Origin of the sequence: Shewanella eurypsychrophilus (assembly GCF_007004545.3) — a bacterium.
Taxonomy (GTDB): domain Bacteria; phylum Pseudomonadota; class Gammaproteobacteria; order Enterobacterales; family Shewanellaceae; genus Shewanella; species Shewanella eurypsychrophilus.
Genome location: NZ_CP045503.2, coordinates 4271314 through 4295147, shown reverse-complemented (window position 1 = coordinate 4295147; position 23834 = coordinate 4271314). Strand labels below are relative to the sequence as shown.

At 43.5% G+C, this 23834-nt stretch carries 23 protein-coding genes; 15 read left to right on the top strand and 8 right to left on the bottom strand.

From position 1 onward, the window contains the following. Positions 1–172 precede the first annotated feature (172 nt). Both FM038_RS18350 and FM038_RS18345 read left to right on the top strand, forming a co-directional pair. Positions 173–1282 carry a CobW family GTP-binding protein gene (locus tag FM038_RS18350; protein WP_142874745.1) on the top strand — a complete coding sequence of 370 codons (1110 nt, stop codon included), beginning with the start codon at positions 173–175 and terminating at the stop codon, positions 1280–1282. A 157-nt stretch (positions 1283–1439) separates the two neighbouring features. Beyond that, positions 1440–2630, top strand: coding sequence for an energy transducer TonB (locus tag FM038_RS18345; RefSeq protein ID WP_223292898.1), 1191 nt, complete (start codon positions 1440–1442; stop codon positions 2628–2630). A gap of 50 nt (positions 2631–2680) precedes the next feature. Here FM038_RS18345 and nadK read toward each other — a convergent pair whose 3' ends face one another. Beyond that, positions 2681–3559 (bottom strand): NAD(+) kinase, encoded by an 879-nt coding sequence (gene nadK, locus FM038_RS18340; RefSeq protein WP_142874744.1) that lies wholly within the window; start codon positions 3557–3559, stop codon positions 2681–2683. 142 nt (positions 3560–3701) lie between these two features. On the opposite strand from nadK, the gene grpE reads away from it, so the two are divergent. After that, positions 3702–4331 carry a nucleotide exchange factor GrpE gene (grpE, locus tag FM038_RS18335; protein ID WP_142874743.1) on the top strand — a complete coding sequence of 210 codons (630 nt, stop codon included), beginning with the start codon at positions 3702–3704 and terminating at the stop codon, positions 4329–4331. 188 nt (positions 4332–4519) lie between these two features. Here grpE and dxs read toward each other — a convergent pair whose 3' ends face one another. From dxs to xseB, 3 genes are read right to left on the bottom strand one after another with little or no spacing between them, the layout of a single operon-like run. After that, on the bottom strand, positions 4520–6385 hold the full coding sequence (dxs, locus tag FM038_RS18330; protein ID WP_142874742.1) for a 1-deoxy-D-xylulose-5-phosphate synthase: 1866 nt from the start codon (positions 6383–6385) through the stop codon (positions 4520–4522). A gap of 22 nt (positions 6386–6407) precedes the next feature. After that, positions 6408–7289: a (2E,6E)-farnesyl diphosphate synthase gene (ispA, locus tag FM038_RS18325; RefSeq protein WP_142874741.1), complete on the bottom strand. Its 882-nt coding sequence runs from the start codon at positions 7287–7289 to the stop codon at positions 6408–6410. Beyond that, positions 7290–7529: an exodeoxyribonuclease VII small subunit gene (gene xseB / locus FM038_RS18320; RefSeq protein ID WP_142874740.1), complete on the bottom strand. Its 240-nt coding sequence runs from the start codon at positions 7527–7529 to the stop codon at positions 7290–7292. Between the two features lie 436 nt (positions 7530–7965). Here xseB and pomA point away from each other — a divergent pair, with 436 nt between their 5' ends. The 3 genes from pomA (at position 7966) to thiI (ending at position 11412) form a co-directional block, all read left to right on the top strand. Further along, on the top strand, positions 7966–8733 hold the full coding sequence (gene pomA / locus FM038_RS18315; RefSeq protein ID WP_142874739.1) for a flagellar motor protein PomA: 768 nt from the start codon (positions 7966–7968) through the stop codon (positions 8731–8733). Positions 8734–8737: 4 nt separating this feature from the next. Continuing rightward, on the top strand, positions 8738–9715 hold the full coding sequence (locus FM038_RS18310) for a flagellar motor protein MotB (RefSeq protein ID WP_142874738.1): 978 nt from the start codon (positions 8738–8740) through the stop codon (positions 9713–9715). A 242-nt stretch (positions 9716–9957) separates the two neighbouring features. Beyond that, a complete protein-coding gene (gene thiI / locus FM038_RS18305; protein ID WP_142874737.1) occupies positions 9958–11412 on the top strand; it encodes a tRNA uracil 4-sulfurtransferase ThiI in 1455 nt (484 codons plus the stop codon). 375 nt (positions 11413–11787) lie between these two features. Here the strand turns inward: thiI and FM038_RS18300 are convergent, their stop codons facing one another. Further along, a complete protein-coding gene (locus tag FM038_RS18300; protein ID WP_142874736.1) occupies positions 11788–12015 on the bottom strand; it encodes a hypothetical protein in 228 nt (75 codons plus the stop codon). 181 nt (positions 12016–12196) lie between these two features. Between FM038_RS18300 and FM038_RS18295 the strand changes: the two genes are divergently transcribed. The 4 genes from FM038_RS18295 (at position 12197) to rlmM (ending at position 15457) form a co-directional block, all read left to right on the top strand. Then, positions 12197–13108 (top strand): transcriptional regulator GcvA, encoded by a 912-nt coding sequence (locus tag FM038_RS18295; RefSeq protein WP_142874735.1) that lies wholly within the window; start codon positions 12197–12199, stop codon positions 13106–13108. Further along, positions 13089–13826 (top strand): alpha/beta family hydrolase, encoded by a 738-nt coding sequence (locus FM038_RS18290; RefSeq protein ID WP_142874734.1) that lies wholly within the window; start codon positions 13089–13091, stop codon positions 13824–13826. The genes FM038_RS18295 and FM038_RS18290 overlap by 20 nt, the downstream gene beginning before the upstream one ends. Next, the gene (locus FM038_RS18285) at positions 13819–14208 is read left to right on the top strand and encodes a DUF423 domain-containing protein (protein ID WP_142874733.1); all 390 of its coding nucleotides are present in this window, start codon (positions 13819–13821) and stop codon (positions 14206–14208) included. Before FM038_RS18290 ends, FM038_RS18285 begins: the two co-directional genes overlap by 8 nt. 166 nt (positions 14209–14374) lie before the next feature. Then, a complete protein-coding gene (rlmM, locus tag FM038_RS18280; RefSeq protein WP_142874732.1) occupies positions 14375–15457 on the top strand; it encodes a 23S rRNA (cytidine(2498)-2'-O)-methyltransferase RlmM in 1083 nt (360 codons plus the stop codon). A gap of 60 nt (positions 15458–15517) precedes the next feature. Here the strand turns inward: rlmM and FM038_RS18275 are convergent, their stop codons facing one another. Next, the gene (locus FM038_RS18275) at positions 15518–16525 is read right to left on the bottom strand and encodes an isocitrate dehydrogenase (protein ID WP_142874731.1); all 1008 of its coding nucleotides are present in this window, start codon (positions 16523–16525) and stop codon (positions 15518–15520) included. A 313-nt stretch (positions 16526–16838) separates the two neighbouring features. Between FM038_RS18275 and FM038_RS18270 the strand changes: the two genes are divergently transcribed. The 5 genes from FM038_RS18270 to rimJ all read left to right on the top strand — a co-directional run bounded on the left by FM038_RS18270 (position 16839) and on the right by rimJ (position 22448). Next, positions 16839–19640: a prolyl oligopeptidase family serine peptidase gene (locus FM038_RS18270; protein WP_185965862.1), complete on the top strand. Its 2802-nt coding sequence runs from the start codon at positions 16839–16841 to the stop codon at positions 19638–19640. A gap of 217 nt (positions 19641–19857) precedes the next feature. After that, entirely contained in the window at positions 19858–20520 is a 663-nt protein-coding gene (locus tag FM038_RS18265; RefSeq protein ID WP_142874729.1) for a MarC family protein, read from the top strand. A 34-nt stretch (positions 20521–20554) separates the two neighbouring features. Further along, the gene (locus FM038_RS18260; protein WP_142874728.1) at positions 20555–21019 is read left to right on the top strand and encodes a methyltransferase family protein; all 465 of its coding nucleotides are present in this window, start codon (positions 20555–20557) and stop codon (positions 21017–21019) included. Between the two features lie 86 nt (positions 21020–21105). After that, on the top strand, positions 21106–21852 hold the full coding sequence (locus tag FM038_RS18255) for an SDR family oxidoreductase (RefSeq protein ID WP_142874727.1): 747 nt from the start codon (positions 21106–21108) through the stop codon (positions 21850–21852). After that, the gene (gene rimJ, locus FM038_RS18250) at positions 21852–22448 is read left to right on the top strand and encodes a ribosomal protein S5-alanine N-acetyltransferase (RefSeq protein ID WP_223292897.1); all 597 of its coding nucleotides are present in this window, start codon (positions 21852–21854) and stop codon (positions 22446–22448) included. Before FM038_RS18255 ends, rimJ begins: the two co-directional genes overlap by 1 nt. 36 nt (positions 22449–22484) lie before the next feature. On the opposite strand, the gene FM038_RS18245 is transcribed toward rimJ, so the two are convergent. Both FM038_RS18245 and xni read right to left on the bottom strand, forming a co-directional pair. Beyond that, positions 22485–22871: a DUF3192 domain-containing protein gene (locus FM038_RS18245; RefSeq protein WP_142874726.1), complete on the bottom strand. Its 387-nt coding sequence runs from the start codon at positions 22869–22871 to the stop codon at positions 22485–22487. A 179-nt stretch (positions 22872–23050) separates the two neighbouring features. Then, positions 23051–23809, bottom strand: coding sequence for a flap endonuclease Xni (xni, locus tag FM038_RS18240; RefSeq protein WP_142874725.1), 759 nt, complete (start codon positions 23807–23809; stop codon positions 23051–23053). Positions 23810–23834: the final 25 nt, after the last annotated feature.

Sequence of the window (23834 nt, the reverse complement as noted above, 5' to 3'; positions counted from 1 at the left end):
TGATGTTGCCCGTGTGTATCGCTTGAGTAGATTTGTTGTGTGTATTTACTGTGTGGGTTTATGTGGGGGGGGATTTTTAAGTCTAGAGATGCCTTACGTAGATATTGAGACTTGAAAGATTAGTTATTACACTCAATCTTGATTCTATATTTCAAATTATTCTTGGATAAGCATGATCATTAAACCAATTAGTACCAATGTGATCACCGGTTTTCTCGGTGTAGGCAAGACAACATTAATTAAGCGTCTACTCGCCGATAAGCCAGCGGAGGAAAAGTGGGCTGTATTGGTCAATGAATTCGGCGAAATAGGGATTGATTCAGCCTTGCTCGGAGGAGGTGAAGAGGGCGTTGAGATCCGTGAGGTCGCAGGTGGCTGCATGTGCTGTGCAGCTGGGGTGCCTATGCAAGTGGCAATCAATCAGCTCATATTAAAGGCTAAGCCCGACAGATTACTGATTGAGCCTACTGGTCTTGGCCACCCAAGAGAAGTGCTTAAGGTACTGAGTCAGCCTCATTATCAAAATGTTATTAAGCTCAAATCGACGCTGTGTTTGGTGGATGCCAGAAAGGTGGCCGATCCATGTTATCGAGATCACGACATATTCAATCAACAGCTTGAAGTGGCAGATATCATATTAGCTACCAAGTCAGATCTCTATTCTGATAGCAGTTTACCTGAATTAACTGAGTATTTAGTCGAGAAGCATTTAATCGAGAAACATTTAGGCGAGAAACATTCAGTCGAGAAACATTCAGTCGAGAAACATAGTGGTGAGCCCGTCGAAAACAAAGGCCAATTGCTCTGCATTAGCCTGAATGCAAGTGAACCCTTACCCAATAACATCTTGGCATGTCTCAATGAACCTACCATGTTCAGGCCAACACAAATACAGAAAAAACAATCAGTATTAACGCCAAAATCCAGTGTGTTTGAGTTAGATTTTCAAGTCGATGTGATTGAATTCGATGCCCGAGGCATATTGTCTAAAACCAATAGCGGAGAGGGAGCCTTCAGCTGTGGCTGGATATTCGATCCAAGTTACGAGTTTAACTTTGATGAAATGATTGCCTGGGTGAAAAGCTTAGATGTATTACGTCTTAAGGCTGTGATTATCACTGATGAGGGTATCGCTGGGATCAATTTTATCGAAGGAGAGATGACAGTCACAGAGTTGGATGATGTGATGGATTCAAGGCTTGAGCTTATTAGCCTTAACAGTATTCCTGCCGAGGGAATTGAAGCTAAGCTGCTGAGTCTGTCTAGCCGACTGCAGTTTTAGAGGTTGTACAGCATATACCAATAGGTGTTAACGCTCCGTTATCGATTGATCGTAATTGTAACATTTGGATTGTGGTCGGTGGAGTTGTGGTGTTATTTTAGTTAGGATGGTTTAACTGAATTATTTTGTTTTTCACTGTGTATAAATATGGATATTTATGATGACACCCTCAGCCTCCTTTTCTAATGCCAAACGTTATGGTTTTGCTTTGTTAGTCGCGACGTCGAGCTTTCAGCCTTTTGCCGCTGAATCTACGGCAATACCTAACGTTGAAGCAAACTCAGTACCTCACTCCTCTTCTCATGCCTTAGCAAGCTTCAGTGATAGCTATAAGGCATATCAACAAGCCGTTGCTGATGGTAATGATGCCGATATACTCAGGTATTCCGCTCAAGCTTATGAGCTGGGTAAGCTGAAGTTTGGCGATAGAGATATTGATTCAGCAAATCTAGGCTTAAATTATGCCTCAGCGCTAATACAAGAAGATAAGTCGTTAGCTAAAGAGCGTGCTCGAGAGCGTCAAGCTCAAGCCCATCAACTTTATATAGATGCTTTAGCGGTTTATGAGCTTGAATATGGCGAGGAGTCCGTTGAGAGTATCGATCCTCTGCTTGGCGCGGCACAAACCCATTCAGATATTAAGAAAGCCAAATCACAATTTCATCTAGCGGTAGAGATTGCCGAAGATAGCGAGCGGCCTATGTTGCTAGCGAGTGTGCAGATGAGCGCCTTTAACGGGCTAAAGAATACCCGTTATTATGACCGTGAAACGCGTAATTATGCGCTTGATGCATTTGAAATATATCAAGAAAAACTGCCTCAAGATGCTTTAGTTCGGGTGGAGTCGACTTATATCGCTGGCTTGATTTGGTTTGCTGAAAAAAATGAAAGTAAGGCGATCCCACTGTTTGAGGAGGTGATCACACAGTTTTCGAAACTTGATTACAGTCATCCCTACGAATTAGCCTCTCATGCAAGGCTGGTGCAGTTATATGAAACTGAAGGTCAGAGTGATAAGTCTACTCAGCATTGTCTTGCTATAGGCAGTATGGAACCGTGGAAAGAGACACAAGAGCAGACGCCTTTATATCGTTTGGCACCCAAATACCCCATGTCTGCTGCAAGGAAGGGCAAGGAAGGGTGGGTGCAATTAGCGTTTATTGTTGATGAATATGGTTTTGTTACGGAACCGAGGGTCCTTGATTCAAAAGGCGGCTCTGGTTTTGAAAAGTCATCATTAAAAAGTTTGAAAAATTGGCGTTACGCCCCTAAATTTATCGATGGGAAAGCAGTCGCTGCAGAAAGCGAAGTGCAAATGGACTTTACCCTAAGTAAAACTAGAAACTAGAAACGTGATGGCCCTGAACTTTTCAGGCCATCACATTAACAAAGTCGATGCTAGAAAAGTTTGCTTCCCCAGCCGAGCTTGTTCCTTAATACATGAAAGTAGTTGTGCCCCTTGGGATGAATAAGCCTAAGTCTCTCATGGCTGCGCTTGATTAAAATCTCATCACCAGGTAGAACAGGCAAAACAACATGGCCATCACAGCTGACTTCCAAGTTGTCACCATTTTCAGGGGATACCACCAGTTTTATCTTACTACAGGCATCGACGACTATGGGTCTGCAAGAAAGGGTGTGAGGGAACATGGGCACCAAAATCAATGCTTCAAGGTTTGGTGTAAGAATCGCACCACCGGCTGATAACGAATAAGCCGTTGAACCTGTCGGCGTTGAGACTATCATGCCATCAGCGCGTTGACTGTACATGAAGACATCATCGATGTAGACCTCAAACTCAATCATGTGGGCCACTTTACCCGGGTGTAAAACGGCTTCATTAACCGCAGTGTTACTGGACTTCATACTTCCATGACGATGCACTTCGGCTTCGAGTAGGAAGCGAAACTCTGTTTCGAAGCTGCCTTCAAGCACTTCGGCTAAGGCTGTTTCAAAAGAATCTGGAGGTAGGTCGGTTAAGAAGCCTAGGTTGCCGCGGTTGACACCAATCACGCCGATATCGAATCTGGCAAGCACCCGTGCAGCGCCAAGCATATTACCGTCGCCACCAACGACGATAGCCAAGTCGCACTTTTCACCCAATTCGAGTAGATCCACCGATTTGCTGTGTGGACCGATTTCGTGGGCTACTCTTTCTTCTACTAAGATATCGAAGCCTTGCATCGACAACCAGTGATGTAAGCGCTTTAAGGTTAAGTTAGTGCCGTGATGATTAGGTTTCCCAATCAGGCCGATAGTTTGGAATGTTTTAGGCATATTTATCTGCTAGGGCTTGAATCCGGTAATTTGATCCCCATAATATGTTGAAACAACTTGTGTATGCGGGATCGAGCATTTTCAAGTTTATTGAGTATATGCCCAGAGCATGCAGAAACAAAGCACTTTAGCTGGAGTCAGAATGAGCAACGAGTCAAGTAAAGCAGAACACGAACAAGTAGATGCAGCAGTTGAGGGGGAGATCCTTACCAGTACTGAAGGTAAGGCTAATGCAGATGAAGCTGGTCTAATGGATGAGCTTACTCAGGCAAACTTCCGCATTGAAGAGTTAGAGCAGGCATTAGCACAATCCCAGGCTAAAGTAGAAGAGCAAAAAGACTCTGTCACTCGTGCTGCTGCGTCAGAAGCGAACATTCGTCGCCGCGCCGCACAAGATGTAGAGAAGGCACATAAATTTGCGCTTGAAAAGTTTGCTAATGAACTATTGCCAGTGATCGATAATATGGAGCGAGCGCTTCATGGCACCGATGCTGAAAATGAAGCAACTAAAGCTATCTATGAAGGTGTTGAATTGACGCTTAAGAGTTTTGTCACCTCAGTGGAGAAGTTTGGTTTGAAGGTTGTTGACCCACAAGGTGAAGCATTCAATCCAGAGCATCACCAGGCTATTGGCATGCAGCCTAGCCCTGAGTTTCCGGCGAATACGGTAATGATGGTTATGCAAAAAGGCTACATCTTGAATGACCGCTTATTGCGCCCTGCAATGGTAATGGTTTCTCAAGGTGGCGGTTCGGTAGATACTAAAGCTTAATTTATGAGTAACTAGAACCTAGGTTCTCGTTACTATAAAGACTAGATACAAAAAGGACTGCAATTGCAGTCCTTTTTTGTACATGGATGTACTTATCCCCGGAGGCCATGGAAGGCTTAAGAGGGGATTTGTACCTGTAACCACTCTGTACCTTTATGGCAATCAGAGTCGTCCCGATAGCTCAAACCTTATTTTAGATACGCTTCTATCTGTTCAAGAATACCTGCACTATCAAGTTTAAGCTCGGCTAAGATCTCTTTTGAATCACCATGTTTGATAAATTCATCGGGTAGACCTATTTGTAACACTGGCATAGGACGTTTAAGCCTTTGCAGCTCTTCCAATACACCAGAGCCTGCACCACCCATGATGGCATTTTCTTCAATAGTGACAATGAGTTCGTGCTCAGCTGCAAGTTGCTCAATGAGATTGATATCCAAAGGCTTGACGAAACGCATATCGGCAACGGTTGCATCGAGAGATTCAGCTGCTGTCATCGCACTCGCCAATAAGGTGCCGAAGTTGAGTATGGCTATCTTCTTACCTTGACGCTTGATTAAGCCTTTACCTATTGGTAAAGCGGTCATCTCTTCTATCTGAGGCTCGCCGGTTGCGCTTCCACGGGGGTAACGCACCGCGGTCGGACCATCACGGTAGCAGTAGCCGGTGTAGAGCATCTGGCGACATTCGTTTTCATCCGAAGGTGCCATGATAATCATATTAGGCACTGTGCGCATAAAGCTTAAATCGAAGGCACCTTGATGCGTCGGGCCATCGGCGCCCACGATACCACCACGGTCGATAGCAAATAGCACAGGCAGTTTCTGCAGTGCTACATCGTGGATCAGTTGATCGTAACCCCGTTGAAGGAAGGTCGAGTAAATAGCAACAACGGGCTTTAACCCTTCACAAGCAAATCCAGCGGCTAAAGTTACTGCGTGCTGTTCGGCAATCGCAGTATCAAAATATTGCTTAGGAAAACGTTGAGAGAACTCAACCATGCCAGAGCCTTCACGCATCGCTGGTGTGATCCCTAAGACCTTGTCATCCTTTGCTGATATATCACAAAGCCACTTACCAAAAACCTGAGAGAAGGTTGGATTACTAGGCTTAGTCGCTGGCTTTTCGAAAGTCGATGGGTCAAATTTTGGCACGGCATGCCAGCCAATCGGATCTTTCTCTGCGGGTTCATAACCACGGCCTTTCTTAGTCATGATATGCAAAATTTGTGGTCCAGAAAGATTGCGCATGTTACGCATCGTTTCGACCAAAGCATCGACATCATGGCCATCAATTGGGCCGATATAATTAAAGCCAAGCTCTTCAAACATGGTGCCAGGGACGACCATGCCTTTTAAGTGCTCTTCGGTACGCTTAGCCATCTCTTTAATGACGGGCATACCTTCTAGCACTTTTTTACTGCCTTCTCTGATCGTTGTATAGAAGCGACCAGACATGAGCTGAGCTAAGTGGTTATTCAGTGCACCAACATTTTCAGAGATAGACATCTCATTGTCATTGAGGATAACTAACATATCATTATGAAGATCACCGGCGTGATTCATGGCTTCAAAAACCATTCCACCAGTCATGGCACCATCACCAATCACAGAGACGACTTTGCGTCCTGCTTGCTCTTTCTCTGCAGCGACAGCCATCGCTAAGGCCGCGCTGACCGAAGTTCCCGAGTGTCCTACACTGAACGTGTCGTATTCGCTTTCTTCACGCCAAGGGAAGGGATGAATTCCGCCTTTTTGGCGTATGGTATGCATCTTGTCACGTCGGCCAGTCAATATCTTATGGGGATAGGCCTGATGACCCACATCCCAGATAAGACGATCAAATGGTGTGTTGTAGACATAATGAATGGCCACAGTAAGCTCTACCGTACCGAGTCCGGAAGCGAAGTGACCACTAGATTTACCCACTGATTTAAGCAAGAAGTTTCTTAGCTCGTCTGCCAATTTTGGTAACAAGGCTTGAGGAAGCTGTCTTAGCTCATCTGGGGTATTGGCCTGTGCAAGCACAGGGTATTGAGAAATATCCAAACTCATCGAGATACATTGTCTCTTTATATTAAACTCTTCGCTCTATGATATAACGGGCGAATTCGGCAATTAACTGACTATTGTATGGTAATTTGGTCAGCGCTGATAGAGCATCGTCGATCAATCTCTTGGCTGTTTGTTGCGCGCCAGATAAACCGAGTAGTTGCGGGTAGGTGCTCTTGTTAGAATCGCAATCAGAACCTTGAGGTTTTCCAAGCTCTTCAGTACTGGAGGTAATATCCAGTACATCGTCTTGTACTTGAAAGGCCAAGCCTATGGCGTCAGCAAATTCCATCAACAACGCCTGTTGTTCATTTGATATTTGGGCGGCAATCATAGGTAATTGAACTGCACAACGGATTAATGCGCCCGTTTTAAGCTTGTGCAATTGTGTCAACGTCGCTAGACCAATCTGTTTATTGGTGGCATTAAGATCCATGGCTTGGCCACCGCACATGCCGGAATAACCAGAGGCTTTAGCTAGTGCGCTTACCATGGCTAAATTTTGGCTTGGTGCGATACCTTCGATAGGCTGGCAAATAATTTCAAAAGCCAAGGCCTGTAGTGCGTCACCGGCGAGAATTGCGGTAGCTTCATCGAAGGCGATATGAACAGTCGGTTGCCCACGACGAAGTGCATCATCATCCATGGCTGGCAAGTCGTCATGAATGAGCGAGTAAGCATGAATACACTCTATTGCCGCGGCACAGGAATCGAGCTTTTCTAAGGGGATATTGAGCATATCGCCTATAGCATAAACCAGAAAAGGTCGAATGCGTTTACCGCCAATTAAGGCTCCATGCTTCATTGCTGTGATGAGTGTTGGATCGGTAATGCTTTGAGCATCAATTATCTGTGCTAATTGGTTATCGACACGCTGCTGGTATCGAGTGATGGTATCGGCTAACACTTATTTTTCCTCGGGGGCGAAGCTGGTCAGCGAGGCGTTTTCATCCTCTTGCATCAGTATAGCCACCTTCTGCTGGGCTTGTTCCAGCTTGCCTTGGCTATTACGAACGAGTTTTATGCCTCTTTCAAATTGTTTAAGGGCATCATCAAGTGAGACATCACCTTGTTCAAGATCAGAAACAATGCGTTCAAGTTCACTTAGCGATTCTTCAAAAGTGAGGTTTTCAGGTTTTTTAGCCACGACAAGGATTCCTAGAAATAAGCGTGAGACAAGGTATCGCAGGCGGCGTCAGTGGTCAAATTTGGCTGCGGTAAATTTGGCCAATAGCACGCTTTCCTGAGGTTTTTTTATAAAAAATTGAATTTGAAGCTAAACTTGCGTGTAAGCTGTCCGATAATTGAAGGTAAGGTATTTTTTCTTTGGATGTTTAATGAGCGGCTTTAGCTTGGCAGACTCCATCTTGAGTGCTAATTATTATTGTTTAACACATATTCAATATACTTATGCTCATTTTACCGTGACGGCTTAAGTGTAAGTCGTTAAAATTTATTTCATTGTGCAAGTTTCCAATCTTAAATAGCGTACTAAATACGCATGGACGCACCTTGAGTCATTTTTATTAGATTTTATGCTGATCAGAAACCTTTCTGGAATCAGTTTCAATTGAGGAGCAGTTGTGGATTTAGCTACCCTGATAGGGCTTATCGGTGCATTTGGATTTATCCTTGGGGCTATGGCCAGTAGTGGTGGTATTGGCATTTTTATCGATACTGCTTCAATTTTGATTGTGATATGTGGTTCATTTTTTGTCGTGATGATGAAATATAACCTTAAGCAGTTTTTGGGGTCAGTGAAAATAGCTGCCAAAGCGTTTATGTTTAAAATCGATAAGCCCGAGGAGTTAATTGAGCAGTCAGTCACTATGGCCGACGCCGCTCGTAAAGGCGGATTTTTGGCATTGGAAGAAGCTGAAATTACTAATAGCTTTATGCAGAAGGCTGTCGATATGTTGGTTGACGGTCACGACGGCGATGTGGTGAGAGATGCGCTAGAGAAAGATATAGCACTCACTGAGGAGCGTCATAAGATGGGTATTAGTATTTTTACGGCCATCGGTGATGTTGCCCCCGCTATGGGAATGATTGGCACCTTGGTAGGGCTAGTGGGGATGTTGTCGAATATGGACGATCCTAAGTCAATTGGTCCTGCGATGGCAATTGCGCTGCTAACTACCCTCTATGGTGCGATGATAGCGAACATGGTTGCGATACCTATTGCTGGGAAACTGGGATTGCGCATGGGTGAGGAAATGATGAACCGTAGCCTGATCATGGATGCCGTTCTTGCTATTCAGGATGGACAAAACCCCAGAGTCATTGAAGGTTTCTTAAAGAATTACCTTTCTGAAAAGCAACGTCAGATAGATACGACGGACGGGGAGTGATCCCATGGCAAAGAAGCAAAAGTGTGAATGTCCGCCAGCAGGCGCACCCTTGTGGTTGGCAACCTTTGCCGATTTGATGTCACTACTCATGTGTTTCTTCGTGCTATTGCTTTCATTCTCTGAAATGGATGTAATGAAATTTAAACAGATCGCTGGCTCGATGAAATATGCTTTCGGTGTGCAAAATAAGGTTGAAGTGAAAGACATTCCTAAGGGAACATCTGTGATTGCCTTAGAATTTAGACCTGGGCGTCCTGAACCCACTCCTATCGAAATCATTAACCAGCAAACTAATGAGATGACGGAACAAACCATCGAGTATCAGGCCGGTGATGATGATAGTGCCGGTGGGGTTCAACAGCAGCAGGGTGAACAGCGTGGTGGTGAGGCTTCCTCTACCGCGCAGCAGCAAGATGATGCTAAATCTGAGTCAACATCAGAATCAGAGGCTGTAGCAAAAGCTAAGGAAGAATCTGAGGCTCAGGCCGCCGCACAAGAGAATATTAACGATCAAGTTAAGAAAATGGCTCAAGAGCTCAATAAAGAGATCATCGATGGTGCGATTGAGATTGAGTCCCTTGGGCAGCAGATTATCATCCGTATACGTGAAAAAGGTGCATTTTCTTCAGGTTCAGGTTTCTTACAACCAAGGTTTAAGCCAGTGATCCGCCGTGTCGGAGAGTTGCTTAAAGATGTACCTGGAATAGTGACGGTTTCGGGCCATACCGATGATATGAATATTAATAACGAGCTCTATAGCTCTAACTGGGACTTGTCGAGTAAACGCGCCGTTGCCGTGGCTCATGAACTAATCCGTGTTAGAGGGTTTGATCAGCAAAGAATGAAAGTGGTGGGAATGGCAAGCTCGGCTCCATTGGTTGATAACGATTCTGCTGGCAATCGAACCAGAAACCGCCGTGTTGAAATAGCGATTGAGCAAGGCAAAGCAAAAATATCTGATGAGATCCTCGTCGGGCAATAAACACAATTTCTCTTGTGGTTATTGATTTTTGAAATGTAACCATCGACATCTGTAAAGGAAGTACCTATGTGCTTCCTTTACGCTTTGTTTTTCTGCCCCCTTTTTACTGCTTCCTTTTAAATCTGGTTTTATTTCTTTCACGGTATTAGCGTGCCATGAATTCAAGATAGGCAATCTTTGTCGCTTCTTGGTATAATGCCGCCCAATATTATTTAATGGCTTGATCCCCCCGGAAGACCCTGATGAAATTTATCGTAAAACTGTTCCCTGAAATCATGATGAAAAGTAAACCGGTAAGAATGCGTTTTACCAAAATGCTTGAAACCAATATTCGCAACGTACTTAAGAAAGTCGATGAAAGTGCTAAGGTTAAGCGAGATTGGGATAAGATCATGGTGATGGTGCCAAGCGATAGACCCGATCTGGTTGAAGCCTTTGGTGAGCGGTTAGCGTGTATACCTGGGATCGCCCACATATTGCAAGTTAACGAAAGCACCTTTGAATCAGTTGACGATATTTATCAGCAGACGTTAGTACAATATAAAGATCAACTTGCTGGAAAGACCTTCTGTGTGCGTGTTAAAAGATCGGGACAGCATGAATTTAAGTCCATTGAAGTTGAGCGTTATGTTGGTGGTGGATTAAATCAATTTACTGAGGCTAAAGGCGTAAAGCTTAAAAATCCAGATCTGACCATTAACTTAGAGATAGATAGAGAAAACCTGTATCTCGTGGTTAACCGTATTCCAGGACTAGGTGGCTTCCCTATGGCGACTCAGGAAGATGTACTTTCACTTATCTCTGGTGGTTTTGACTCTGGTGTCTCTAGCTATCAGTTTATCAAGCGTGGTTCGCGTACTCATTACTGTTTCTTTAACCTAGGTGGCGATCAACATGAGATAGGCGTTAAGCAGGTTGCTTATCATCTATGGCAGAAATATGGTGAGTCGCACAAGGTGAAGTTTATCTCAGTGCCGTTCGATCCTGTGGTAACCGAAATTTTGGAAAGAATTGATAACGGCCAAATGGGCGTTATTCTCAAGCGTATGATGATGAGAGCCGCAGCAAAAATTGCTAGAAAAATGGGTATTCAAGCGCTCGTGACTGGTGAGGCGATGGGACAGGTGTCTAGCCAGACGTTGACTAACCTTAATGTCATTGACCGCTGTACTGATCAACTTATACTTCGTCCATTAATTGCTATGGATAAACAAGATATCATTAATATCAGTCGCAAGATTGGCACGGAAGATTTTGCCAAGTCGATTCCTGAATATTGTGGCGTTATTTCGCAAAAGCCAACGGTAAAAGCGGTACTCTCTAAAGTCGAGTCTGAAGAGGAGAAGTTTTCTGAAGGGCTGATTGACAGTATTGTAGAAGCCGCTGTAGTGATCGATATTCGTGAAATAGCCAAGAGTGTAGATAAACAAATAGCATCGACTGAAACTGTCAATGTTATCGATCATAATGAAGTCATTATTGATGTGAGATCGCCTGAGGAAGAGGAGCGTGATCCGCTCGTTGTTGAGGGCGTTGAAGTTAAAGCCATTCCTTTCTTTAGATTGGCGACTCAATTTACCGAACTTGCCAAAGACAAGACTTACCTCCTCTATTGTGACCGTGGTGTGATGAGTAAGCTTCAAGCACTTTACCTGCAAGAGCAGGGCTATGAAAACGTGAAGGTCTACCGTCCTTAAGCACAATTTGTAAAGAAAGAGTTTAGTTAGAGACCGCATCTTAGAGTGCGGTTTTTTTATGTTTGTTAAACCTGTTTTTTGTCCGAGTGGTTTTGAAGTCTCCTCATGCTACATTCTTGGTGTGTAAGTCGCTTCAATGGAACTGTACGGTGGATTAATACCAATCGGTATAACTGCCCTGTAAGGGAAGGCATCGATATTGATGGTGGATGTTTTGCTTCTACTTTGGAGGGATGACAGGAAGCTGCTGAGATTGAGAAGATATAAAAAAACCGCACGACCAGTTACTATGTAACGAGCTTCATACGGTTTTAATGTAAGAGTAGTAAGCTAGGTTAGATAACTTACCACTCGCTTTATTCAGTGCTGAATAGATTAATCTGCAAGAGTGACTTTTACATCAGTCTCTGATGTCGTCTCTTCGGCAATGAGCACTGTATTTAAGTCTTCAGTTAAGTTTTTCTGCATCTGCTCCATACCTTCAGCAAGTTGTGCTGTGATTGTTGCGTGCAGGTCTGTGGTATCGATGAGGACTTCATCTGCACTCACATTAGTAGCTGTAGTGAGAAAAGCGAGTACAAAAACAGTTTTAAAATTTAGCATGTTTGACGCCTCCGGGCGGGTATTTCTGCTTGTCAGACACTCCCCAATTACGTCGTAGAGGCTGTCTAACTAGTGTCATTTCGTTGGTGCGAAATTTAACCAAAAACGCTTCCCTTTACAAACGATAAAATGTAACAATACAGATTAGAAAAACTAATCATAAAACGAGATCCTGATCACTATGTCAAGACGCTTACCTCCACTTAATGCGGTGAAAGCTTTTGAGGCCGCAGCAAGGCATCTGAGTTTTACTCGTGCAGCTGAAGAATTGTTTGTAACCCAAGCCGCTGTGAGCCATCAGATTAAAGCTCTCGAAGAGTTTTTAAGCCTAAAGTTATTTCGTCGAAAGAACCGTTCTTTATTATTGACTGAAGAAGGTCAGGGTTACTTTTTAGATATAAAAGACATTTTTGTTCAACTCGCAGACTCTACGGATAGATTGTTAGCCAGAAGTGCGATTGGTTCACTCACAGTCAGCATGTCACCGAGTTTTGCTATTCAATGGTTAGTGCCTAGGTTAGCCAAGTTTAGCGAAAAAAATCCGGACATTGATGTTCGAATTAAAGCGGTTGATGACGATAATGAAGCACTGGCTGATGATGTTGATGTGGCTATTTTTTATGGCCAAGGAAACTGGTCAGGGTTGCGTGCGGATAAACTCAAAAATGAAGCGTTAATCCCGGTTTGTTCTCCACTGCTATTAAATGGTCCTAAGCCATTAGAGAAGCCGAGCGATCTTCGGCACCATACTTTATTGCATGATACCAATCGTTATGATTGGCAAGCTTGGTTTAGACAATGCGGGATTAATGATATTAATGTGAACCAAGGCCCAATTTTCAGCCATTCTTCGCTAGTATTGCAAGCTGCTGCTCACGGTCAAGGTGTAGCGTTAGGTTATAGCGTGTTGGCTCGCCCCGATATAAAGGCGGGGCGCTTGGTTTGTCCATTTCCGGAAGTATTAATGAGTAAGAATGCTTATTTCTTGGTCTGTCAGCAAAATCATGCTGAGATTGGTAAGATTGCGGCGTTTAGAGAGTGGATGTTAGATATGTTTGAAGAGGAGTCTCGCAGTGAGTTGCTCCCTGGTTAATAAAGCGATTGATGATGAAGCTCTCATCGAGAGTAGATGTTTTCTAGTTAAAGAACCTTTAGAGGTTGAAGAGCTATTAGAGAGTGAATGTATACTCGATGGCGCTCCAAGCGATACGTTAGTTATTTTGACTCATGGTGCAGGTGCGAATATGCGCAGTGAGTTTATGCAAGATTTAGCCGCAGGGCTGGTTAACAGAGGTGCTGAGCATGGCATTGGTGTGCTTAGGTTTAATTTCCCTTATATGAGGGCAAATGTGCTTGATGGTAAACGTCGGCCTCCGGATCGCGCACCTAAAATATTGAAAGACTTTAATATACATATTACCGCTATTAAGCGGCAATACTCCCCTAGAAAAATCATTTTGATGGGCAAATCCATGGGAGGACGTATGTCAGCGATTGTCGCGGCAGAAACCTTAGTAGACGGTGTTATTTGCCTAGGTTATCCCTTTATCCCATTAAAGGGAGGAGAGCCGAGGTTAGCGCCTATTGAAGAGAGCCTGGCACCTATTTGTGTCATTCAGGGAGAAAGAGATAAATTTGGTTGTAAGGGGCAAGTAGAGCTGTGGCCAGTGATGAACAAAACACGCTTACATTGGTTAGTAGACGGCGATCATAGTTTTAAACCAAGAAAGTCGTCAGGTACAACGCAGGAAGCTAATCTAAACCAAGCTATTTCTCATAGTATCAATTTCATTAGGAGTTTAGATGCGTAAAGGTTTTTTGTTACTCGCAGCGTTAAGTGGTTTTATGTCGGTGGCATTGGGTGCTTTCGGTGCACACGGATTAAAACAGATAGCTTCTCCTGAGATGATTGCTATTTTTAATCTAGGTGTTGAATATCAGTTTTACCACACCTTTGCTTTGATCGTTGTGGCGTTTGCGGGACATTGGTTTACATCAAGATTACTCGATTGGGCGGGTTACCTGTTTATTGTTGGTATCGTTTTGTTTTCGGGATCTTTATACCTGTATTCGATATTAGGTACCAAATGGACTGGCCCTATTACACCTATAGGCGGGTTTTGCTTTTTAATCGGTTGGTTATTGATTGCGTTAGCTGTTTGGCGTGATCGAGTGGTAGAGCTAGACGATTAGCCTGATTATAGAGGCTCACCACACTCGCAGTGTTGGCCGAATACCCTAGACAGTGTAGAATGGCGGCCATTATTAAGATGGTCGCCATTTTTGCCTTCTTAGACGGATATTAGTTTCAATTCCCAGTATTGAATCACTTCAATATTGGCTAGCTCCAGGAATTTCGATGATTAACCTATTTTTATTTTGCCGTGCAGGCTACGAGAAAGATTGTGCAGCAGAGATCCAACATCGCGCTGCAGAGCTTGATATTGGCGGTTTTGTTAAAACCAAAAACAATGATGCTTACGTGATTTTTCAGTGCTTCCAACCTGGTGATGCGAGCGTACTGGCACAAAAAATTGAACTGGATTCGTTGATTTTCACCAGGCAGATGTTCGCGGCTAAAGCCTTACTAAAAAATCTTCCAGAACAAGACAGAATTTCACCGATTATTGAGGCCTTATCTGAAGTCAATAAAGCCGGTGAGCTAAGAGTTGAGACGCCTGATACTAATGAAGCTAAAGAGCTGTCTAACTTTTGCAAAAAATTTACCGTACCGCTCAGGCAGAAGTTGAAAAAAACAGGCACCTTGCTTGAGAAAGAAAATCCAAGACGTCCAATTATACATGTGTGTTTCGTCGCTCCTGGAACGGCCTATGTGGGTTTTTCACTCAGTAATAACAGCTCACCCTATTTACGTGGGATCCCAAGGCTGAAGATGGCATCGGATGCACCGAGTCGCTCTACGCTTAAACTGGATGAAGCCTTTATTCATTTCATCCCTAAAGAAGAGCATGAAAAACGTTTGAGTAGCGGCATGCACTCTGTCGATCTTGGTGCTTGTCCTGGTGGATGGACATATCAGCTCGTTCGCCGAGGCATGTTCGTGGCGGCGGTAGATAATGGCTTAATGGCACAAAGCCTTATGGATACCGGGCAAGTTAAGCATTATCAGGCCGATGGCTTTCGATTTGAGCCTCCTAGAAAGAATATATATTGGCTGGTGTGTGACATGATTGAAAAGCCATCACGAGTGGCTGAGCTCATTGAGGCTTGGGCGATTAATGGTTGGTTTAAAGAAGCAATATTCAATCTTAAATTACCGATGAAGAGTCGTTATAAAGATGTATCGATAATTCTGGCGACTATGACTGAGATTTTGAAAGAAAATGATATCAAGGACTTTGAGCTGTCCTGTAAGCATCTATATCATGATCGAGATGAGGTGACAGTGCATTTATGGTTGAATCCGACGAAAGGTTGGTAAAGCAAAGAAGGGATTAGGAAAATAAGTTCCTAGGTGTAAAGCCTAGGAACTCGAGTCTTTTTACAGACGGTCAATCACAGCTTGAGTGAAATCAGTTGTACCATGAGTACCACCTAGATCACGTGTTGTGCGATCGCCTTCAGCAATGACAGCAGTAACTGCTGCACGAATGCTTTCAGCTTTATCAGCCATACCTAGGTACTCAAGCATCTGGATAGAAGCTAAGATAACCGAGGTTGGATTGGCTAAGTTTTTACCCGCAATATCAGGTGCACTACCGTGAACCGCTTCAAAAATTGCCGCATCTTTACCTATGTTAGCACCAGGCGCCATGCCTAGGCCGCCGACTAAACCAGCACATAGATCAGACAGAATGTCACCGAATAGGTTCGTCGTAACGATAACGTCGAAGATCTCAGGGTTCATAACCAGCTTCATACATGTAGCGTCGACAATCATCTCATCTGTTGTGATGTCTGGGTAACGCTTACTGACTTCACGAGCCACTTTCAGGAAAAGACCTGAAGTTGATTTCATGATGTTAGCCTTGTGTACGATAGTCACTTTCTTACGGTTTTCTTTACGAGCAAGTTCGTAAGCAAATGTCGTGATCTGCTCAGCACCCTGACGAGTGATGATGCTGGTCGCTTCAGCTGTTGTACCATCTTCTGAAACCGTCTGACCTAGGCCAGAATACATACCTTCGGTATTTTCACGTACAGTGATGATATCGATATCTTCATAACGCGACTGTGTACCTTTGAAAGATACGACAGGGCGGATATTGGCATAAAGGCTGAACTTTTTACGCAGTGTGACATTTATTGAGGTAAAACCTTCTCCAACTGGCGTAGTTAGAGGACCTTTCAGGGTGATACCATTTTTCTCTATCATATCGAGAGTTTGCTGAGGTAAAAGTTCCCCGTGCTTTTCTAGAGCAGTTAAACCCGCATCGGTAAATTCGTACTCGAAGTCACAACCTGCTTTATCAAGGATCTTGATTGCGGCATCGATAATACTTGGTCCAATCCCATCACCAGGGATCACGGTTATCATTCTTTTTGACATGGAGAATCCTTCCACGGTTGGTCGTTACTGCTACTGTCTGGTTCCCTCAGAAAAAGGGGACACTACGACTTGAAATTATTTCTTATTGTTCACATCTTTATTTTAAACAATTTTATACATTTTTCACAGGAAATAGTGAGCAATCTCACATTTTTTTCGGTAGTGTTACTTGCAATAAACAGGGCATATGACGATGATTGATCGTTAAAGGTTAAAAAAGACGACTTTAGTCTAGTATCTCTAATAAAAAATATAGTAAAAAACTAATAAAACCTATAAAACAGCTAACACAATAATAAAAATGAGGACGACCTTGAAGTCACTACCTATTGTATCTCTACTCCTCCTATCGACGAGTTTACTTACCGCGGGAGCTTATGCTGCTACGGCTGCCGAACAGATAACCACCAATGACATCATGCACTTTGAATCACTAAAGAAGCCCGTGGTTTCAGATTCAGGTACCACTTTAGCCGTTGAAGTTTCTCCGGATAGAGGCGATAGCCATGGTTTAGTTAAGCTATTGGGTTCATCTAAGCAATTTAATGTTGATGGTGGGGCTAAGCCCAAAGTGAGTGCTGATGGCCGCTTTGTGGCCTTTAGCGTTAAGACTCCTCTACTTGAGCTTGAACAAGCCTCTAAGAAAGAGAAGAAAAAGCTGAAATCTGGCATGGTGTTGCTCGACACTCAGACGGGTAAAGAGACACGGTTCGATCGAGTGAAGAAGTTTGCTTTTAATGATTCAAGTAGTCATTTGGCTATTTGGTATGAAACAGCTGAAACAACATATGATAAGAAAGATAAATCAGCTGAAGCGGATAAGAGCGAAGAGATTAACGTCGATAAGTTCGACAAGGGCGCTGCCTTTGAACTGGTAGTGCTTAAAAATGGTACCACTCAAAAAGTCGCTAACGTCACGGACTTTTATTTCGATAAGAGTGGTAAGCATCTGGTTGTTGCAAGTAACAATACAAAGGTGAAAGTTCACCAGCTGGTGCTGTTTACGCTCAGTAACAACACCAAAAAGATTGTACGCCAATACAATGATCAACAAATAGGCGATGTCTCACTCAGTGATGACGGTAAATATATTGCCTTTACCCATGGCGATGCAGGCATTGCGCCATACGGTCGAACTTACCAACTTTCATTGTTCAATATTGAAACCTCTGAGGTTAACGCCACGCCGACATCTAAAGAGTGGCAGCTGAACCGTTATACGACACTTAAATTCTCAGATGATAGTCAGCGCCTATTTTTCGGTCGTGTTCCACAAGTTAGCCAACAGGTCGAGCTTGCCAAAATTGAGAAGCAACAAGACTTATTTGATGAATCAATTGTCACGGGCCAACGTAAGCTGCGTATTTGGCATGGCGACGATGCTCGAATTAAGCCCAATGAAATAAAGCAATATGAGAAAGAGCTGAAGCGCACCTATCTTGCCGTGTTGCATCTTAAAGGCAATAACCTGGTTCAGCTCGCCGATGAAGCTGTACCGGATGTAGAACTGCAGCAGCAGACTCGTTTTGTGTTGGCAAGTTCAGATATCCCCTATCGTAAGATGATCACTTGGGCCGGCTTCTACCGAGATTATTATCTGATTGATATCAATACCGGCCGAAAAATCTTGATATTGACTCAGCAGCCTAGCAGTGAAGATCCTATCCTTTCACCCAATGAGCGCTTTGTTACCTATTTCCAACAAGGCAATGTTTACCTGTATCAAATTTCGGAAGACAGACGCACAAACTTAACTCAAAATTTGAAAGTGTCATTTGCAGATGAAGATCATGATTACCCGTCTAATGCGCCAGGTTATGGTTTCGGTCCTTGGCTTAAAGAGGACGCGGGATTCCTTGTCTATGATAAATATGATATTTGGCAGATAAACACTGAGTCTCACCAAGCATTTAAGCTTACGGCGGGTAAAGGTCGCAAGCAAGGTATCCAGTATCGGATAAGCGGTTTGGTTGAGGATAAAAACCATCCTGATGTGCTTAAGTTAGATCAACAAGTACTACTTCATGGTTATAACGAGAGAACCAAAGGGGATGGTTATTACCGTTCTACAATCGGTGTCTCAGGCGTTCAAACTCTGATGGAAGGTGATTACAAGCTAAAGACGTTGGCGCGTAGCAAAGATGCCAAGGTGATCGCTTTCTCCAAAGAGCGTTATGACTTGTTCCCGGATCTGTATACAGCAGAATATTTAGCACCGCAAGAAGCAAACAAGCAGACCGATCTAGATGCTCAGAAGCGTCAATTTAATTGGGGACAATCTGAACTTGTGCATTGGACTAATGGTGACGGTCAGCCGCTTGACGGCGTATTAATTAAACCCACTAATTATGTCGAGGGTCAGCGTTATCCTGTGCTGGTGTACTTTTATCGCTTTATGAGCGACAGATTGCACGCCTTCCCACAGATGAAGATTAACCATAGACCGAACTTTGCTTGGTTTGCGGATAATGGTTATGCCATCTTCCTGCCTGATATTCGCTTTGAAGTTGGTTACCCTGGAGCCACATCTGTTCAGGCATTAACTTCTGGTGTACAGAAACTTATCGAGATGGGCGTTGCCGATCCAGATGCTGTTGGCATTCAAGGACATTCTTGGGGGGGCTATCAAACGGCGTTTGCTGTGACTCAGACCCATATTTTTAAAGCTGCTGTCACAGGTGCCCCTGTGTCTAACATGACCAGTGCCTATAGCGGTATACGTCATGGCAGTGGTTTAGCTCGTCAATTCCAGTATGAGACAGGTCAAAGCCGTATTGGTGAGAGCTTATTTAGCGCGCCACGGAAGTATATTGAGAACTCGCCAATTTTTTATGCCGATCGAATTAAGACACCCATGATGATCATGTTTGGTGATAAAGATGATGCTGTGCCGTGGGAGCAAGGTATTGAATTGTATTTGGCGATGCGCCGTGCAGGTAAAGATGTGGTGTTTCTGCAATATGAGGACGAGCCTCATCACTTGAAGAAATACCCCAATAAACTGGATTACAGTATTCGTATGATGGAGTACTTCGATCATTACCTTAAGGGCAAACCAGCCCCGACGTGGTTGACTCAAGGTGAAGCTTATACCGAGTACAAGAAAGCGGATTAGCCCCTCGATTTAGGCTTAGCCTTATGTTGAGGTAATAAAAGAAAGCCGAGTGTAGACTCGGCTTTTTGTTTTGTCTGTCTTGTCCTGGAATGTGTTTACAGATTTAAGATTTTTAGTGTTTGTGATTATTTTCTGCTGATGTTATCAATATGGACTGATTAAATATAATCCACTCCAAGAATATACTCATTTATCTCTGCTTTAAGGAACAAACAATATGGATGGACTCTGGTTGCACATGGGAACGGTATTTATGGGGTTCTTTGCCATTATGAACCCTATTGCGAATGTGCCAATATTTTTAGGGTTAACCTCTGAAGAGGATGAACAAACGACCAAAGCTATCGCTTTTCGAGCCCTACTGCTGGCTTTTATTATCATCACGCTATTCTCGTTAGCGGGTCAATATATCTTTACTCTGTTTGGCATCTCACTGTCTGCTTTCAGAATCACCGGCGGTCTGCTAGTTTTCTTGATTGGTTTTCATATGCTTCAAGGAAACAACTCCAGTGTTCATCATCCTGATCATGCGCAATTAGCTGAGAGTAAACAAAATGCCAGTGAGAAAGCTCAGGCTCGAGAGGCGGCCTTGAGTATTGCGGTTTCTCCCTTGGCGCTGCCGATTCTTGCAGGGCCAGGTACCATTGCTACAGCCATGAGTTTTTCTGCCGCAGGAGGGATAGAGGAGATGCTAATCACCATTAGTGCATTTGGACTACTTTGTGTCATTACTTATGGCTTCTTTATTTCAGGTGGCAAATTAGTTGGCTTTTTAGGCAGTGCCGCTTTAGGTGCCATTACCCGTATGATGGGGCTGATTTTAGCTGTTATAGGCACTCAAATGGCGATAGAAGGTATAAAAGGGGCTTTTAGCCTGTAGAACTGATGACTCATTAAAGATAAGGATATGTGAGATGGTCGATGAAAAAGGTGCTGGGGTACGCATACCTCCACCAGTTGTTTATATCTTCTTTATGTTGATAGGAGTAGGGCTTGATCTGGTATTGCCGCTGAATATCACTGTGCCCAAGCTAGTCAGTTTTTTAGGTATTGGATTAACTGTGCTGGGCATAGTGACTCTACTGTATTTGGCGAAGCAATTTAAACGCGCTAATACCCACATTGAACCGTGGAAGCCAACGTCGACGATCATGACTGGTGGCTTTTATGCTTACTCTCGTAATCCTATATATCTCATTTTTTGCACCATCACCATTGGCTTAGGATTATTTTTTAGTCAACTTTGGTTATTGCTGAGTGTGTTGCCATCTTGCCTGTCGATTTATTATATTGCGATTAAGCCGGAGGAAGCATATTTAGCTGATAAATTTGGTGATGAGTACCTTAGCTATAAAAAGCGGGTTCGACGTTGGTTATGAATCTAAAGTACATTCATTGAATTTTTTGAGTCAAGGCGTTAAACCCAAGTCATTGAGTTTGAGCTGTAAAATCGAAAGGAGTGAATATGAAAAAAGTAGCCTTGATCACCGGTGGAAGTCGTGGCATTGGTGCTGCAACAGCGAGATATCTAGCTAACCATGGTTATGCTGTAGCAGTTAATTATAAACAGAATCAGATTGCTGCTGAGCAGTTAGTCAAAGAGCTGCAAGACTCGGGCTTTGAAGCTATCGCTCTTCAAGGCGACATGTCTAATGAGCAGCAGGTCATCAATCTATTTAAGACTTTAGATAAAGCGCTTGGGCGGATCACTGCTTTGGTTAATAACGCGGGAATATTAAAGCCACAAATGAAAGTGGTTGAAATGACTGCAGAGCGAATTAATCAAGTTTTAAGTACTAATGTGACTAGCTATTTTTTGTGTTGCCGAGAGGCTGTTAAGCGCATGTCTCTTACTGCTGGTGGATTTGGTGGTGCCATAGTCAATGTTTCATCGGTGGCGTCAAGAATTGGAGCTGCTGGCGAGTATGTTGATTACGCTGCTTCGAAAGGTGCGGTCGATACTTTAACTACAGGTTTATCGATCGAAGTTGCTAATGAGAGCATTCGGGTTAATTGCGTTAGGCCCGGTTTCATTAAGACTTCGATGCATGCTGATGGTGGAGAGCCTGACAGGGTAGAACGTTTAGCACCAATGATCCCAATGGGCAGAGGTGGTGAGCCTGAAGAGGTGGCAGCAGCTATAGCTTGGTTACTGTCTGATGAAGCTTCATACGTGACGGGGAGCTTTATCGATTTAGCAGGTGGTAAGTGATGGATATGGGTCTAGGTACATCAAATTTATGTTTGCCAAAAATAACAACCAAAAGATGCTTGCTTACCCTGTTACAGCATTATGATTATCAGCTGTTGCTGGATTACTATCAACAAAACAGAGCACACCTCTCCCCCTGGGAGCCGCAAAGAGATAGTGAGTACTTTACTGAGTTTTCCATGAGGAAACGTTTGCAAGCAAGTAACGACTTATTTGTACATGGTGGAGCGGTACATTTTGTCGCTTTCTCGATAAATGAGACAGCCGAAAGTTCGCAAATTATCGGTGTATGTAATTTTACCAATATCGTTCGAGGCCCTTTCCAGGCGTGTCATTTAGGTTATTCAATTGCTGAACGCTACCAAGGACAGGGCTTGATGCGTGAAATTCTTGAAGCCGCGATAGATTATATGTTCGAGCAGAGGGAGCTACATAGGATCATGGCTAATTACATACCTGAAAATAGGCGTAGCGGTAAATTGTTAAGCTCACTGGGTTTTGAAAAAGAGGGACTAGCTAAAGATTACCTAAGCATAGCGGGGCGTTGGCAAGATCATATTTTAACATCTAAACTTAACCCCTTGATTATCCCCTAGAAACATCATCTTTGAGCCACTATGTTCTATTGTAGATCAACCATTAATTGAAGCTGACAAATATTGACTATAAGTGTCGGCTCCCCATGCGATCAGTTTTTGATTTTTAAATAGTAACGGAGTACATTCGTCTCTGGTGGTTTCACCATCAGATTCAGCATGATGGGTTCGATAAAACAAGACTTGTAGAGCGTCTTTCCCTGTTGTTTTAGCCTCTGAAAAATCAGCCTTCCCCATGAGCAATTTAATTTCAGATATGCTCTGACCTATGGTGATATCGGCTAGCTTGGCATTGTTATATGCCTGTCTATCTTCCCAATGCATTTCGTCTGGAGTGGGCTCATAAATAACAACTACGACCGCAACAAAAGCGGTATATACGGCAAAAATAGTGCCGACAATGAAGGGGACTTTAGATTTCATCTGCGAGCTGGATCCTTGATACATACAGAAAACTGAGTAGCACAGATACATTGTACCTGTGAAGTCATATAGAATACGCACTTCATTCTACAAGGTAAACCACAAGATAGTAACTTAATGTTTACAAGTTTTACCTATCTCTATGCTATTTCAATTTGGCATGCACTTAACATTCACCCTTACTGTGGTAATCGAAATTGGCTGAGATTGGCTTGTAGCGGCATGTCTGTTTGAAGTTGAACCAGCTTATAACTCATCCTTGCCATCTGCTTGCCTGCTTCGAGCTTTTTGGCCTGCTTTGCGCCCACGTTATCAATAGATGTGTAGATGTTGGCCAGTGAACGAAATGTCTTTAGTAGCTCTATTGCTGACTTTGGGCCAATACCGGGAACGCCTGGGATTTTATTGCCGCTATCACCAGCAAGTGCCAAATAGTCAATAAACTGCGAGTGCTGTACGCCGAGCTTTTGTTCTCTTTCTTCCACGGTTAAGTAGGCTTGATTAAAGTGATCCCATCGCTTTATTTTAGGGTGATTGAGTTGGGTAAACCCTTTATCAGTGGAGACAATAATTGCCTCTCCACCACTGGATACTAGCTTGCACGCTAATGTAGCGATGACATCGTCAGCCTCTGTTTCGGCATCTAAAGAGTTCACATGATTTTCGGCAAGGTGAGTTTTAAGCTCAGGCAGAAACTGAGCTAATGCCTCAGGCATTGGTTTACGGCCTTTCTTATAATCTTCAAACAGCTGCTTACGCCAAGAGATCCCGTTACCGTCCCAGACAATCGCTACATGGCTAGGTTGGTGAAATTTGATCAGTTTTTTACAGGCTGAAGTGACTCGAGTATCTAGTCCGTTGGTATCATTTTCATTTGGCTGTGCTGCATGAATGCGACGAACTAAGTTTAAGCCATCAATAATTAAAAATGTATTCATTATTATTTTTATCAAAAGTGGTTAT